The sequence below is a fragment of the Halomicrobium katesii DSM 19301 genome, from assembly GCF_000379085.1.
Lineage (GTDB): Archaea > Halobacteriota > Halobacteria > Halobacteriales > Haloarculaceae > Halomicrobium > Halomicrobium katesii.
Genome location: NZ_KB905378.1, coordinates 739,491 through 753,699, shown reverse-complemented (window position 1 = coordinate 753,699; position 14,209 = coordinate 739,491). Strand labels below are relative to the sequence as shown.

Here is a 14,209-nt window from a genome sequence, read left to right as displayed (position 1 = left end):
TCCTCAACCGGCGAGTCACGGGCCGTTGCGGTTGATCTAAAACCTGTCCTGAGTGCCTCATCGTGTCGATCTGTTCGCGGAGCATACGCCGCAAGAGCCGATTTGTACTGCGTCTAAACAAGGCCCAAAGTGCAGGAAGTGAGTGATAATATCGACGAATTCGACCTCTACGACGTGTGCGAAGCTGACGAGGTCTACGTCACGGCTGGTGAGAGGGGACTCGAAGATGAGGATGGGAGTCCGCGCGAGCGCGGACTCTCAAAAAGGGGCGCGGAACCTTCGAATCAGACAAACCGCCAGTGTTGACACTCGTCCGTCGCTCCGACGGACGAGTGCGATTTCTCGTCTGTAAGGATCTGCAAGAGGCCGACGAGGACATCTCTGAGTACGGCGACGGAAGCGTCATCCTCTGTACCGACGGCTACACGATCTATGAGGACATCGAGGAGACGGAGGGGGTGGACGGCCATCTGGCCGTCACCCACTCCGACACCTACGTCATCGGTGACGCCCACACAAACACCTGCGAGAACCGCCACAGCTTCCTTCGCCAGTGGCTGGCGAAGTTCAGAGGCATCTCGAAGCATCATCTCCAAAAATACCTCGGATTTCTCGCACTGAAACTCAACTCACCGGACGACTGGTTCAAGAAACTGCTGTGTTACAATGTATCGGGATGAGCGTTTTATCATATGTAATCCACATCTGTGAAATATCCGTTTATGAGCGGATACAACTCGAATATTCACTTTATACTATCCTATACTCGTCATTCATATCATAAATCATTCCCTTCTCTTTCAGCGCTTTCAAATCATGGTTTAGTAGTTCAACACTCCAATCGACAATATTGGTAATTTCCTCTGCAGTCATACCATCTTGTTGCTTAATATCGGCTAATATTTTCTTGCGGCGCTCTCGTTGACTCTTCGACTGCCCGGTTTCAATAATATCTGCATCAAACTCGCCCTCTTCGGGATCGTATCCGACTTGTTTCATCGACTTAGTCACCAGCTTGATTGCTCGCTCTACGTCTTCGATCTCCACAGTGTCCGAAAGTCGAATCCGGGCACTCGATTCCGCAAGCCGCTGGATTGCCTCAACCTTCCGGAACGTCAGTGGAATCGGAGAATCGTCATCTTGCTCACCAGCACTAGCTCGGAACTCGACAAAGAACTGCTTGAGTCGCTCTGCGACTTCGTCGTCCTCGATGATCGGACGACAGGTCTGTTTGGCGTGAGCGACGTAGGCCCGCATCACCGACCGCTCGATCGCCGGCTCGACCCGTTGCTGTTCCTCGTCACTCAGTTCTTCACCACGGGTATGCCGACCTGCAGCCTGTCGACTCTGGACCATGTGGTCGACGACTTCGGCGTCGTCTTCTCGATCGGGCTGGTCGGACACCATGAACATCAGGTCGAACCGGGAGAGCAGCGTCGGACCCATGTCGATCTGTTCGCCCTTCGGACGGTACCGCTCGAAGCGCCCGTTCTTCGGGTTCCCCGCTGCAAGCAACGATGTGCGAGCGTTCAGCGTGGCGTTGATCCCTGCCTTGTTGATGTGGACCTGCTGACTCTCCAGGGCGTCGTGCATCGAGGACACCGCGTCGGACTGCATCTTGTCGATCTCGTCGACGCAGGCGATCCCGCCGTCGGCCAGCACCAGTGCGCCGGCTTCCAGCCCCCACTCTGTATCCCCGAAGTCGTCAGCGACCGCCGCCGCGGTCATGCCTGCCGCCGTCGCACCCTTCCCCGAGGCGTAGGTCGACCGCGGCGCAATCTGGTCGACGTAGCGGAGGAAGGTGGACTTCCCACAGCCGGGGTCCCCGAGTAGGAGCATGTGCCAGTCGCCGCGGTCGCGGCTTCCGTCGGGATACTCGTGTGCCCAGCCGCCGAAGAGCTGCAGCGCGATGGCTTCGATCTCCTTGCGGTGCTCGTCGCCGTCGACATCGTCGTAGTCGCTCTCCTCTTTCACCACCGCTCGTGCGTCCAGTCGCGCGACTTCCGCTTCGAGTTCGTCGACTCGCTCGTCGCGCGCGTCCAGCTCGTCCTCTAACTCGTCTCGTTGCTCTCGCTCGTCGTGTCGTTCCTCGCGGAGCCCCGAGACCTGCTTCGAGAGCGCGTCCATCCGTGCAGACACCTCCTGCACGGTGGTTTCGAGACTCTCTTCCCCGGGGTTCGCGTCGGGAGGGTCGACTCCGTCGTCGCGTTCTACGGGGTCGGAATCGGTCACGCTGACCACCCCTGGCTAAGGGGGAATATCGTTCCGGCATGTAAACCGAGAAGGCCATGCCGCCTCCCGGATTTGAACCGGGGACAGCCCGATCTTCAGTCGAGTGCTCTCCCAGTCTGAGCTAAGGCGGCGCGCATTCGGGACGACGCCGAGGGTATCAAAAAGGATTTCGAAAGCGGGCGGCGACTCACAGCGGTCGTTCGTAGGTCACTTCGTCGACGGGAACGTCGGCGAGCGTGATCTGCTGGCGGTCGACGAGGGTCGCGCCGTGGCGCTCGTAGAACGTTCGTGCTCGGTCGTTGGCCGCGAGCACGCGGATCTGGAGCCGTTCGGGGCCGCGCTCTCGGAGCCGGTCGGTGAGGGCGACGAACAGTCGGTGTCCGATGCCCGCGCCCCAGCGGTCGGGCTGGACGTAGATCGCCGACAGGCCGGCGAGGTCGGCTTCGATCTGGCCGCCGAAGGCGTACCCGACGACGCCGTCGTCGACCGCGACGAGGTAGGCGGTCGCGTCGTTCGCGACGCCGTCGGCGACGATCGACTCGGTGTACCACTCCTCGACCGTCGCGTCGACGGCTTCGGGGCCGAGGACGGGGTCGTAGGCGGCGTGCCAGGTTTCTCGGGCGACGCGTTGTATCGCCGGGATATCGTCGTGTTCGGCGGAGCGAACCGTGACCATCGCTCACCGCTTGGTCGGGCGTCGGCAAAACTGTCGGGGATCAGGGCAGAAAGAGGTCGGCGGTGTCGAACTCGCTCCCGCAGTCGTCACACTCGTAGTCGGTGCCGTTGGTCGTGGAGACGTGGCCGCCGCAGTTCGGGCACGTAGAGCCGTCGATCATCACCCGTGGTACCAGGTACCACGACAAAGCTCTTTCGGCCGCCGCCGTCCGTCACTCGGTCGCCCGACGGCGACCGCCCGCCAGGAGCACACAGAGCAGGGCGAAGTAGGTGACCAGTCCCCAGGACAGCGCTGCCACGACGAGTGGTCCGGCGAGCGCGTAGCCGGCCAGTCCCACGGCGAGGAGCCCGGCCGTCGAGCCCAGCTGGACCGCCGGGCGCGTCCACAGGCGCGCGACCGCCGTCGATCGCAGGAACGCGACTTCGACCAGTAGCGCCACCGCGACGCCGCTGGCGATCGCCGCCGGGCCGGTGAGCGTGTCGACTGCTCGTTCGTCGATCAACAGCGCGAGCAGTCCGGCCGACGCGAGGGCGGCCAGCAGTGCGTCTCGACGTACCGTCGCGGTCACGTCTCGTCGGAGGTCGCCGGGGCCGAAATCGCTGTCGGCGGGTCCGGACGCGGTTCGGTCCCCACCGACAGGTCCAATGTTCGCCCGTCCCAACGGGTCGGTATGAGTGACGACGCCTCGCTGACGGACTTCGTCGGCGACGCCACGGACGACGAGCCCCGAGACGAGTCGTCGACGAGTGGGAACGAGCAGGCGGACGACGACGGCGGTCGGGTGTCACCGGACGGCGTCGAGCCGGCAGCGACGACGGCGGCCTGGTCGCCCGACGGCGAGCCCTGCTGCCGGTGTGGGGCCTCGGTTTCGTACCGCTGGCAGGGCGGGGACGGGCTGGTCTGTCCCGACTGCAAGGAGTGGTAGCTCGACGGTCCGGCGGACCGCGTCGTCTGTCTGCGGTCGTGTGTGTTCCGAGGTAACAGGCAGCAGTATTACAAGTGCTGATCCCTAAGGAGGGGCCACGACCGGCATCGCGCTCGGCGACGGCAGTGCCAGGCCGTCCGCCGACGGGGCCACTGCCGGGGTGTGGCCCCGTGACAGCGCGCCTGCGGTGGACACTGACAACAATGACAGATACGGACACAACGCGAGGGCCCCAATCCGAGCCCGCCCTCGGCGAGGCGAACCGAGTCGCGACGCAGGTCATCGAGAACGTCGAGCGAGTCATCGTCGGCCACCACGACGAAATCGAACACATCCTGACCGCGATGCTGGGGCGGGGCCATATCCTACTGGAGGACGTTCCCGGCGTCGGCAAGACGATGCTGGCGAAGGCCGTCGCGGCCTCCTTCGACGGTAGCTTCAAGCGCGTCCAGTTCACGCCGGATCTGTTGCCGTCGGACGTGACGGGCGTCAACGTGTACAATCAGCAGACCGAGACGTTCACCTTCCAGGAGGGACCGATCTTCGCGAACGTCGTCCTGGGCGACGAGATCAACCGCGCGCCGCCCAAGACCCAGTCGGCGCTGCTGGAAGCGATGGAAGAAGAGCAGGTCACGGTCGACGGGGACACGCGGGACGTGCCCGATCCGTTCACCGTCATCGCGACCCAGAACACCGTCGAGCAGAACCGGACATACGCGCTCCCGATGGCGGAGCTGGATCGCTTCATGAAGAAGCTCCACCTCGGCTACCCCAGCGCCGACGACGAGGCGGCCATGCTCGCTCGCGTCGTCAGCGACCACCCGATCGAGCGCCTCTCGCCGGTCGCCAGCGTCGAGGAGTTTCGCCGGGCTCAGCGGACGGTCTCGGACGTGACGATCGAAGCGCCGCTTCGCGAGTACGCGACGCGGCTGGCACGCTACACCCGCGAACACGGCCAGCTGGGCGTGAGCCCGCGCGGGAGCATCGCGCTCTTGCGGGCGGCACAGGCCCGCGCGGTGCTGGACGGCCGGGACTACGTCGTCCCCGACGACGTGCGCGCGGAAGCACGCGTCGTGTTGCCCCACCGCATCCGAACCGACACCGCCGAACAGATCGGCGCGGGGCTGGTCCGGACGGCTCTCGACACTGTCCCGATCGAAGAATGAGACCGACACGCCGCGGCGTCGCGACGCTCGCCGTCGTGGGACTGGCAGTGACGATGGCGTGGCTGTCGGGTCCGCGGTCGCTGAACGCCGTCGCCGCGCCGCTGTCGATCGCCCTCGCGGTCGGCGCGCTCCAGGTGAAACGGGCGGGGGCACCGACGGTCGAGCGCAGCCAGCCCCGCCGTGGCTTTCCCGGCGAGTCCCGGACCGTCTCGCTGACGGTCGAGGGGCGCGGCGTCGCGACGATCACCGAGGGGCTCGCCGACGGCCTGTCGGCGGCGGCCGAGTTCGAGCGGACGCTGCCGGCGACGGTCAGCTACGACCTCAGGTATGACGCACGCGGGGTCTACAAACTCTCCCGGACGACCGTCGCGGTTCGGGACGTGCTCGGGCTGGTCGAACAGCGCCACGAGGTCACCGAGCGCACGGCGGTCGTCGTCTATCCGGCGGTCTACTCACTGGGCGGCACGACCTTCGAGCGGACGCTGGGACTGGACAGCGGCCAGCGCAGCGAGTTCGACCGACTCCGCGAGTACGTGCCCGGCGACTCGCTGCGAGACGTCCACTGGAAGTCGAGCGCCAAACACGACGACCTGCTGGTGACGGAGTTCGCCGATCCCGTCGGCGGCGAGGGGATCTCGATCGCGGCACGGTCGACCGAGGGCCACGCCGACGAGATGGCCGCTGGCGCGGCGACGGTCCTCGTCGGCGCGCTCCGGGCGGGGCTGACCACCGCGATGACGGTCCCGGCCGGTTCGATCGAGGCGGGCGGCGGCCAGCGCCACCGCCAGCGGGCGCTCGAACTCCTCGCGCGGACGAGCAGCGGCGACGTCGACGAGACCGCCTGGAACCGGGCCGACGTACGCGTCCGCGCCGACGCCACGGGCGTGACCGTCTCGCTCGGCGACGCCGTCCACGAACTGACGGAACTGACGACCACGCGCGACAATCCGCTGATCGCGGAGGGTATCTCGTGAGCACGGCAGATCGGCTAGGGCTCGGCTGGCCCGCCGTCGACGGCGTCCCCGGACGGACCCGGACTGCGGCGCTGATCGCGGTCGCGGCGATGCTCCTCTCGACGCTGCAAGTGCTGTACTTTTTTATCGACGTGGTCGGGCTCCCGTCGCGGTTTCTGGCGGTCGTCGCCGCCTCGCTGGTCGCCGCGACGGTGCTGGCCCGTCTCCTGACCCCGCGCAGCGCCGTCGCGCTCGGCGGCGTCCTCCTGTTGGTCGGGCTCTGGTGGTACGTCCAGCAACTGAGCGGCTCGCCGCGGATCGGGGAGTTGCTGACCGACACGCTCTCCTTGCTGACTGGCAACACGCTCCTGCGGATCACCAACATTCGGGCGTGGGTGCTCGGTGTCACGCCCGCACCCACCTTCCTGACGTGGTACTTCGCGATGCGACGCCGCTACGCCCTGGCCGTCGCCGCGGCGGGCGGGACGCTGGGGTTCCTGGTCCTGACCGGCGACGCCGACCTGCTGACGACGCTGTCGGGGGTCGTCGCCGCGGTGGCGGCGCTTGGCTTTGGTGACTTCGACCGCCGCGGCGAACCGATCGTCGACGCCGAGACGATCCTCGTGACGGCCGCGCTGATGGTCCTCGTCCCGTCGCTGGTGTCGGTCGTCCCCGCCACTGCGGGGCTGTCGCTGAACGTCGACGGCACCGGCTCGGACACGGTCGAGGCGAGTCTCCTCCGGAGCGGCGACCAGCTCTCGGTCCAGGGCTCGATCAGCCTCTCGCCCGAGGTCCGCTTTACCGTCACCAGCAGCGAGCCTCGCTACTGGCGGATCGGGAGCTTCGACCGGTACACCGGCGACGGGTGGGTCAGTCAGACCAACAGCCGCGCGTACGGCGGTGACCGACTCGACGAGCCGCCCGGTCCGACCCGGATCGTCGAGCAGCGCTTTCGAGCCGAAACGGACGCCGGGGTGATGCCGGCGGCCTGGAAGCCGATCCAGAGCCGTGACAACCCCGCCACACGCGTCGGCGGCGACGGGGGCCTCGCGACCGGCGCACCCATTCGAGAGGGCGACAGCTACCGCGTCACCAGCGCCGTCCCCGCGGCCACACCCGCCCAGCTCAACGACACCACGCGTGCGTACCCCCAGCGGATCGAGGAAACGTACACGCAGCTACCGGCGAGCACGCCCGACCGCGTCGGCGAGCGGACCGAGCGGCTCACACGCGACGCCCGTACGCCCTACGAAACGGCTCTGACGATCGAGAGCTGGCTGGAGAACAACCGCGAGTACTCGCTGGACGTGCGCCGTCCCGACGGCAACGTCGCCGACGCCTTCCTCTTCGAGATGTCGGCCGGCTACTGCACCTACTACGCGACGACGATGGCGACGATGCTGCGGACACAGGACATCCCGGCGCGGATGGTCGTCGGCTACACGTCCGGCGAACGGGTCGCCGAGGACCGGTGGGTCGTGCGCGGACAGAACGCCCACGCCTGGGTCGAGGTCTACTTCGAAGAGTACGGCTGGGTCCGGTTCGACCCGACGCCGGCCAGCGACCGAGAGAGCGCCCGCGACCGGAACGTCGAGTCGGCCCGCGAACGAGACCGCCCGTCCGTCGACACCAACGAGAGCGGCGGCCCGGAGTGGTCGCCGACGCCGACGGCGACCCCACAGCCGCTCACTCCGGTCGACAACGATACCGACGCCGGGGGAACGCCGCTCGGTCCCCAGAGTCGTCCCGGCGTCAACCCGGAAGACCGCATCTCGACCGCGACGCGGGTTGGTGAGTCCCCCACCGATACCGCCGGTACGACGACGGATCGCCCCGGTCCGGCCAGTTCGCTGCCGTCCCGTCGGGAGGCGGCACTGGGGCTGCTCGCGATCGTCGGGACCGTGATCGGCGTGCGCCGGAGCGATCTGGGCCGGTGCGTCTACCGGAGCGTGTGGCTCTACTACCAGCCCCGGTCGACCCCCGAGCGAGACGCCGAGCGGGCCTTTCAGCGGCTCGTGTACTATCTGGGGCGCGAACACGACCGGCCGCGCCGTGCCGAGGAGACCGTCCGAGCGTATCTCGACGCCGTCGACGCCGACGAGCGCGCACGCGAGGTGGCATCGATCAGAGAACGGGCTCGCTACGCCGGCACGGTCGACGAGGCGGCGGCCGATCGGGCCGTCTCGCTCGTCGACGAGATCGTTCGCTCGCGTGGCACGGCGAAATAACCCCGACAGTATTTAATACGTTGATTTCGTAGCCCCGCAGTGTAATGTCGGAAGTCTGCTCGACGTGCGGGCTCCCTGAGGAACTCTGCGTCTGCGAAGACGTGGCCAAGGAGTCTCAGGAGATCAACATCCGCATCGACGAGCGCCGTTACGGTAAGGAGGTAACGATCATCGAAGGGTTCGATCCATCGGACGTGGACATGGACAGCCTGTCGTCGGATCTCAAGTCCAAGTTCGCCTGCGGCGGGACCGTCGAGGACGGTCAGATCGAACTCCAGGGGAACCACACGGGTCGCGTCGAGGACTTCCTGCGCGATAAGGGATTCAACGTCGCCTGACACCGGGCTACTTCTCGCCGGGCCCGCACGGCGAGCGCAGCGGGTGCGTTCGTGGCGACCGTCTCGGTCGCCCTCGTCTTTCGCCCGTCTCGCACTGCCTGTCCCAGTGGCGTCGCTGTCGCCGTCACGGATTCGTCGGCGTTCCGGGCCGTCATCGACGGACGCTGCACCTCGTTTCCGACCCGTTTCAGAACGAGAACCGTTCATACTACGTCCGATTATCGAAAGAAAAGCTGGGAATTAAGACGCGTCGGCTGGTGCTCTCACTCGGAACGGGTGACTGATGGACGACTTACTGAGTGACCCGACCACGGTTCTCGTGGTCGGCGGACGCGAGCGGGCGGTGGCTCCAGTCCGGTCTGGCTCGGCGGGTCCGATCGGCGAGGTCGTCGTCGACAGCGTCGAGGCCGCACTCACGACGCTGTCTGACCGCCGCGACGTGGGTTGCGTGCTGGTGACGGCAGCCCCGGCCGACGCGTCGGTCGTCGAGGCCTGTGAACGGATTCACGCGGTCGACGAGCACCGCCCCATCCTCCTGTCGCTCGATGACTCGGACGGTCGGACGGCAGCACGCGCCACGCAGGCCGGTGCGAGCGAGATCGTCCTCGACGACGACGACCTGTCCGATCGCCTCGCCGCCGCCGTCGACCGGTACGAACGCCGCCGCGACCAGGCCGCTGAGAGTAGCATGTTCAGGACGATCCTCGACGGCGTCGAGGGCGCGGTGTACGTCAAGGACCGCGCGGCTCGCCACCTCCGCAAGTCGACGAGTCCGGGCGATTTCAGCTCCGAGGAGTTCATCGGCAAAACCGACGTGGAGGTGTACGGAGAGTCGGACAACACCCTCGCGTCCTACGAGGACGATCTCCGGGTCATCGAGGAGGGCGAACCGATCTACGACAAAGAGGCGAGTTACACGACGCCCGACGGCACCCACTGGTCGTCGACGACGAAACTGCCCTGGGAACACGACGGCGAGGTCGTCGGACTCGTCGGCTGGACTCGCGATGTCACGGAGATCGTCGAGCGACGCGAGCGCCTGAAGTGCCAGGACGAACGGATGGAGGAGTTCGTCCGGTCGATCCGACACGACGTGAAGAGCCCCATCCAGATCGCCAGCGGCCGGATCGCCCTGGCCCGCGAGACCGGCGACGTGACGACGCTCGAACAGGCCAGCGAGGCGATCACGCGCATCGACGAGATCCTCGACGATCTCACGCAGACGGTCCTGGAGAACTCGTCGCTCTCGTCCGAGGGGGTCGGCGTCGGACAGTCGAGTCCGGTGTCGCTGCCCGCCCTCCTCGAGGACGTGTGGGGACTGGTCGGCTTCGACGCCGCGTCGCTGGAGATCGAGTTCGGGGCGGACGCCGTCGTCAACGCGCCTCGCTCGAGCATCCGCCCGGTCCTCGAAAATCTGCTCAAGAACGCGGTCGATCACGGCTGTTCTGGCGTGACCGTCCGCGTCGGGCCGCTGCCATCCGGCGGGCTGTACGTCGCCGACGACGGCCCCGGCATCCCCGAGGCCGAACGCGAGCGCGTCCTCGAAGACGGGTACACGACGACCGAGACCGGGACTGGAACGGGACTCAGCATCGTCACGAACATCGCCGAACAGCGCAACTGGGAGCTCACCGTCGCGGAGAGCTGGGCCGGCGGGGCTCGCATCGAACTCCGGAACACGCTCGTGGTCGCCGATCCGTCCGCCCCTCGGGCCACCGACCGGACCGTCCCCCTCACCGACGGGGTCGATGTCGGGGACGTGATCGTCGCGGGCGAGTCGACGCTGGAGGGCGACGAGTGGCATGTCTCCGGCTCCGGCAAGAACATCTACGGCGAGTGGAACGAGTTTCACTTCCGCTGTGCCAGCGTCGACGGGCCGGTCCGGATCGAGGGGCAGTTCACCGACCTCGACGGTGCCAACGAGTGGAGCACCGCCGGGCTGATGATCAGAGACGGACTCGACGACGAGGCGTCGTACGGACACGTCGGGCTCACCGCGGGCCACGGGACGAAAATCGACTGGCGGACGAGCCGAGGGGAGGGCGGGACGACCCGCCACCTCGAAGAGTCGTCGCTCGATGCCCCGTGGTACCGGGTGGACCGGGCCGGGGACACGCTGACGATCTACTGCTCGACGGACGGTCGGTCGTGGCGGCCACTCGACCAGCGCCGCGTCGAGCTGACCGACCCCGTCCGGGTCGGCACCACGGTCTGTAGCGTCCAGCCCGAGGAACTGGCCCGGTCGACCGTCGAACACCTCACCGTCACGCGTCTCGACCCGGAGTGATCTCGCCAGCGGTGCGCGAAGCGCACCCGACACAGAGGAGGGGCCTAGAAGAACTGGAACAGATCGTCTCGCCCGGCCTCGTGGAGGTGGTGGCGGACGGCCTCGTCGAGCGCGTCGACGGTGCCCCGCTTGGCGCTGATCGGCGCGATCGTCTCCTGCCACTGTTGCCACGGCGGATAGAGGCCGAGCCGATCGCAGATGTCGTTTAGCCGCTCTTCCTCGTCGTCGACCTTGTCCATCTTGTTGACGGCGACGACGGGCTCGACGTCGACGTCTCGCAGGAAGTGAAACAGCTCCACGTCGTGGGGGATCTCGTCGGGACCGGAGTGGCGGTCGATGATGTCGACGGCCGCCTTTCCGTCGAGGACGAGGATGCCGACGAGGATCTTGTCGGCGTTTGCCTCGACGTACCGGACAACGTCGGTCTTGATCTGCTCGCGCACGTCTTCGGGGACGCCGTTCATGAACCCGAAGCCGGGGAGGTCGGTGACCATGAAGTCCGGACCGGCCCAGTCGAAGTGGTTGGGCTCGCGGGTGACGCCGGGCTTCTGGCCGGTGTCGACGCTGTGGCCCGTGATCTCGCGCATCAGCGTCGACTTGCCGACGTTGGACCGGCCCACCAGGACGATCTCGCTGTCCCGGTTGGGTCGCTGTTCGAACATACCCGCGGTAGACGGCGGAGCCTGAAATCCTCGCCGGTCGCGAGCCAGACCGCACCGATCCCGTCGGATCGGCGACAACATTAACACCTGCTGTTGTTCCTATCGGTGGATTTAACAGTATCTTCGATGATACTCCGAACACCCGGAGTTGATCGCCGGGCCGTCGTCGCGACGAGTGGCGGCCGAGCCCGGACACGAACACCATCATGGAGACAGTCACTATCGGCATCATCGGCGCGGGGAATCGAGGCGAAGAACACGTCCGGAAGTATCGGGCCGTCGACGGCGCGACCGTCAAGGCGATCGCGGACATCGACACGGACGCCGCGGGAGAGCTGGCCGACGAGTTCGGGATTCCGGACGTCTACGAGGAGTTCGAGGCGATGCTCGACGATCCGGAGATCGACGTGGTCAACGTCTGCGTCCACAACAACCTCCACGAGCCGATGGCGGTCGCCGCCTTCGAGGCCGACAAGCACGTCTTCTGTGAGAAGCCCCTGGCCGGCAGCTACACCGACGCAAAGAACATCGTCGACGCGGCCGAGGCGGCCGACAAGCTCCTGGCGGTCCAGAACGTCGAGTTGCTGACGCCGGAGACGCAGGCGGCGCGGACCTTCGTCGAATCGGGCGATCTCGGCGAGGTCGCGTTCGCCCGGTCGGTGTACTCTCGGCGGCGTGGTCGCCCGTACGTCGACGGCTACGGGACGCCCGCGTTCGTCTCGAAGGAATCGGCCGGCGGCGGGCCGGTCTTCGACATCGGCACCTACGAGATCGGTCGCAACCTCTACCTGCTGGGCAACCCTGCCGTCGAGCGCGTCAACGGCCAGACGTTCGACTACACCGACGACAGCCTCGGCGAGGAGCTGACCGGCGACAACGCCGAGCTCTACCGGGAGCGTCTCGAAGAGTCCGGCCACGACGTGGAGGACGCCGGCACCGGCGCGGCCCGACTGGCCGACGGCTCTCGCCTGGAAGTGCGGGCCGCCTGGCACGCCTACCAGCCCGACGAGCGCGGCGTCGTCGTCGGCAGCCAGGGCGGGATCGCCTTCGATCCGGTCGAACTCCTGACGACGATGAACGACTACGAGACGACCGTCGAGATCGACGTGGACGGCTTCGAGACCCGTCACGGACTGATCCGGGGCGAGAGCGGCTACGAGGTCGACGAGCGTCCGAACCAGTACGACCACTTCGTCGCGGCCGTCCGCGGCGAGGTCGACCAGATCCGGACCGACGAGATCGCGCTCAACTCCATGCTCGTGATGGAGGGGATCTACCTCTCGGCCGAACGGGGCCGCGAGGTCAGCGCCGAGGAGATCGCCGAGGCGTCGGTGTCCCGATCTGTCGACCTGTAGGATACGGCCACCGTTGTTTGGACTATCGAACGAATCTATTTACCACGTCCCGTCGTACCGTGTGTCATGGCAACGAACAGACTGGGCGTCGGCTTCGTGGGTGCCGGTTTCATCACGCGGGAGTTCCACGCGGCGACCTTCGAACGCATCCGCGACGCGGACGTGACGGGCGTGATGAACCCGACGGTCAGCAAGGCCGAGGCGGTCGCGGACGCCTGCCGCGAGGCCGGCAGTGGGGACCCGATCGCGACGGGGGACGTGCGCGAACTGGTGGCCCACGAGGACGTGGACGCGGTGTGGGTCACCTCGCCCAACCACACCCGCGTCGAGACGGTCGAGGCGATCGTCGAGGAGATCCAGCAGGGCGGGGCCGACCTCGCGGGCATCGCGATGGAGAAACCGCTCGCCCGCACCGTCGGCGAGGCCCAGCGAATCGTCGACCTGGTCGAGGGGACCGATCTGAACCACGCCTACCTCGAAAACCAGGTGTACATGCCCGGCGTCGACCGGATGAAGGAACTGCTCTGGGACTCGGCGGAGGGTGCGGGGCGGCCCTATCTCGCCCGCTCGGCCGAGGAACACGCTGGTCCCCACTCGTCGTGGTTCTGGGACCCCGAACGGCAGGGCGGCGGCGTCCTCTCGGACATGATGTGTCACTCCCACAAGGTCAACAGGCACCTCCTCAGTCGGCCCGGCGAGGACGACCTGGAACCGATCGCGGTCACCTGCGACATCTCGACGCTGAAGTGGGGCCGGGACGACTACGCCGCCGAGCTGGCCGCGGAGTACGACGTGGACTACCACGAGACGCCCGGCGAGGACTACGCCTCCGCGAGCGTCTTCTACGAGACGCCCGAGGGCGACCTCGTGGTGGGCGAGGCGACCAACTCCTGGTGTTTCGTCGGCTCGGGGCTGCGGATCACGATCGAACTGCTCGGCCCGGAGTACTCGGGGACGATCAACACGCTGGAATCGGGCACCGACGTGTTCTTCTCCGACCGCGCGGCCGAGGGCGCGGGCTACGTCGTCGAGAAACAGGCCGCCGACCGCGGGAAGATGCCCGTCCTGCCACAGGAGGGCGCGACCTACGGCTACCTGGACCAGAACGAGCACGTCGTCTCGGCGTTCCGTGCCGGCGAGAACGCACGCGAGGATCTGGGCGACGGGCTGGATGTGGCAAAGCTCGTCGCGGCGTCGTATCTGGCGGCCGAACGCGGCGAGCGCGTCGACTTCGACGACGCCGACCTCGCTGACTACGTTCCCGAACCGGCCCGCGGCGAGTTCGCGGCCGGTCCGGCCGGCGTTGAGCGGTGAGGTGACGGGCCGGGCCGGCTGCCATCGGCCGGCACGTCTCAACGCGACTTAATTAAACAGACACGAATACTAG

12 protein-coding genes, 1 tRNA gene and 1 pseudogene are annotated in these 14,209 nt (G+C 66.8%); 9 read left to right on the top strand and 5 right to left on the bottom strand.

Features of this window, described 5'->3' with window-relative positions:
- Positions 1-126: 126 nt before the first annotated feature.
- A pseudogene (locus HALKA_RS20175) lies at positions 127-680 on the top strand (IS1595 family transposase); the annotation flags it as partial.
- Between the two features lie 70 nt (positions 681-750).
- On the opposite strand, the gene HALKA_RS0103930 reads toward HALKA_RS20175, so the two are convergent.
- The 4 genes from HALKA_RS0103930 to HALKA_RS0103910 all read right to left on the bottom strand — a co-directional run bounded on the left by HALKA_RS0103930 (position 751) and on the right by HALKA_RS0103910 (position 3,476).
- Positions 751-2,232, bottom strand: a complete 1,482-nt coding sequence (locus HALKA_RS0103930; RefSeq protein ID WP_020493628.1) for an ATP-binding protein — start codon at positions 2,230-2,232, stop codon at positions 751-753.
- A gap of 57 nt (positions 2,233-2,289) precedes the next feature.
- Positions 2,290-2,363 (bottom strand) — tRNA-Phe (locus HALKA_RS0103925).
- A 56-nt stretch (positions 2,364-2,419) separates the two neighbouring features.
- The gene (locus HALKA_RS19030) at positions 2,420-2,908 is read right to left on the bottom strand and encodes a GNAT family N-acetyltransferase (RefSeq protein WP_018256763.1); all 489 of its coding nucleotides are present in this window, start codon (positions 2,906-2,908) and stop codon (positions 2,420-2,422) included.
- A gap of 211 nt (positions 2,909-3,119) precedes the next feature.
- Positions 3,120-3,476 (bottom strand): hypothetical protein, encoded by a 357-nt coding sequence (locus tag HALKA_RS0103910; protein ID WP_018256762.1) that lies wholly within the window; start codon positions 3,474-3,476, stop codon positions 3,120-3,122.
- A 102-nt stretch (positions 3,477-3,578) separates the two neighbouring features.
- Here HALKA_RS0103910 and HALKA_RS0103905 point away from each other — a divergent pair, with 102 nt between their 5' ends.
- From HALKA_RS0103905 to HALKA_RS0103880, 6 genes are all read left to right on the top strand, one after another.
- Positions 3,579-3,833, top strand: a complete 255-nt coding sequence (locus tag HALKA_RS0103905; RefSeq protein WP_018256761.1) for a DUF7573 domain-containing protein — start codon at positions 3,579-3,581, stop codon at positions 3,831-3,833.
- Positions 3,834-4,036: 203 nt separating this feature from the next.
- Complete coding sequence (locus HALKA_RS0103900) at positions 4,037-4,999, top strand: AAA family ATPase (protein ID WP_018256760.1); 963 nt, start codon at positions 4,037-4,039, stop codon at positions 4,997-4,999.
- Positions 4,996-5,973 carry a DUF58 domain-containing protein gene (locus HALKA_RS0103895; protein WP_018256759.1) on the top strand — a complete coding sequence of 326 codons (978 nt, stop codon included), beginning with the start codon at positions 4,996-4,998 and terminating at the stop codon, positions 5,971-5,973. The genes HALKA_RS0103900 and HALKA_RS0103895 overlap by 4 nt, the downstream gene beginning before the upstream one ends.
- Positions 5,970-8,180, top strand: coding sequence for a transglutaminase TgpA family protein (locus tag HALKA_RS0103890; protein ID WP_018256758.1), 2,211 nt, complete (start codon positions 5,970-5,972; stop codon positions 8,178-8,180). Before HALKA_RS0103895 ends, HALKA_RS0103890 begins: the two co-directional genes overlap by 4 nt.
- Before the next feature lie 44 nt (positions 8,181-8,224).
- Complete coding sequence (gene yciH / locus HALKA_RS0103885) at positions 8,225-8,518, top strand: stress response translation initiation inhibitor YciH (protein ID WP_015761607.1); 294 nt, start codon at positions 8,225-8,227, stop codon at positions 8,516-8,518.
- Positions 8,519-8,801: 283 nt separating this feature from the next.
- The gene (locus HALKA_RS0103880) at positions 8,802-10,805 is read left to right on the top strand and encodes an ATP-binding protein (RefSeq protein WP_018256757.1); all 2,004 of its coding nucleotides are present in this window, start codon (positions 8,802-8,804) and stop codon (positions 10,803-10,805) included.
- Positions 10,806-10,849: 44 nt separating this feature from the next.
- On the opposite strand, the gene engB is transcribed toward HALKA_RS0103880, so the two are convergent.
- Positions 10,850-11,467 (bottom strand): GTP-binding protein EngB, encoded by a 618-nt coding sequence (engB, locus tag HALKA_RS0103875; RefSeq protein WP_018256756.1) that lies wholly within the window; start codon positions 11,465-11,467, stop codon positions 10,850-10,852.
- 206 nt (positions 11,468-11,673) lie between these two features.
- Here engB and HALKA_RS0103870 point away from each other — a divergent pair, with 206 nt between their 5' ends.
- Together HALKA_RS0103870 and HALKA_RS0103865 are read left to right on the top strand one after the other, a co-directional pair.
- Positions 11,674-12,822, top strand: a complete 1,149-nt coding sequence (locus HALKA_RS0103870; RefSeq protein WP_018256755.1) for a Gfo/Idh/MocA family protein — start codon at positions 11,674-11,676, stop codon at positions 12,820-12,822.
- Positions 12,823-12,888: 66 nt separating this feature from the next.
- A complete protein-coding gene (locus tag HALKA_RS0103865; protein WP_018256754.1) occupies positions 12,889-14,136 on the top strand; it encodes a Gfo/Idh/MocA family protein in 1,248 nt (415 codons plus the stop codon).
- Positions 14,137-14,209 lie beyond the last annotated feature (73 nt).

What these genes read in the sequence shown, in the direction of transcription:
- yciH (WP_015761607.1), top strand. Translation starts at nt 8,225, where the DNA reads ATGTCGGAAGTCTGCTCGACGTGCGGGCTCCCTGAGGAACTCTGCGTC.
- engB (WP_018256756.1), bottom strand. Translation starts at nt 11,467, where the DNA reads ATGTTCGAACAGCGACCCAACCGGGACAGCGAGATCGTCCTGGTGGGC.
- HALKA_RS19030 (WP_018256763.1), bottom strand. Translation starts at nt 2,908, where the DNA reads ATGGTCACGGTTCGCTCCGCCGAACACGACGATATCCCGGCGATACAA.
- HALKA_RS0103895 (WP_018256759.1), top strand. Translation starts at nt 4,996, where the DNA reads ATGAGACCGACACGCCGCGGCGTCGCGACGCTCGCCGTCGTGGGACTG.
- HALKA_RS0103870 (WP_018256755.1), top strand. Translation starts at nt 11,674, where the DNA reads ATGGAGACAGTCACTATCGGCATCATCGGCGCGGGGAATCGAGGCGAA.
- HALKA_RS0103905 (WP_018256761.1), top strand. Translation starts at nt 3,579, where the DNA reads ATGAGTGACGACGCCTCGCTGACGGACTTCGTCGGCGACGCCACGGAC.
- HALKA_RS0103880 (WP_018256757.1), top strand. Translation starts at nt 8,802, where the DNA reads ATGGACGACTTACTGAGTGACCCGACCACGGTTCTCGTGGTCGGCGGA.
- HALKA_RS0103900 (WP_018256760.1), top strand. Translation starts at nt 4,037, where the DNA reads ATGACAGATACGGACACAACGCGAGGGCCCCAATCCGAGCCCGCCCTC.
- HALKA_RS0103865 (WP_018256754.1), top strand. Translation starts at nt 12,889, where the DNA reads ATGGCAACGAACAGACTGGGCGTCGGCTTCGTGGGTGCCGGTTTCATC.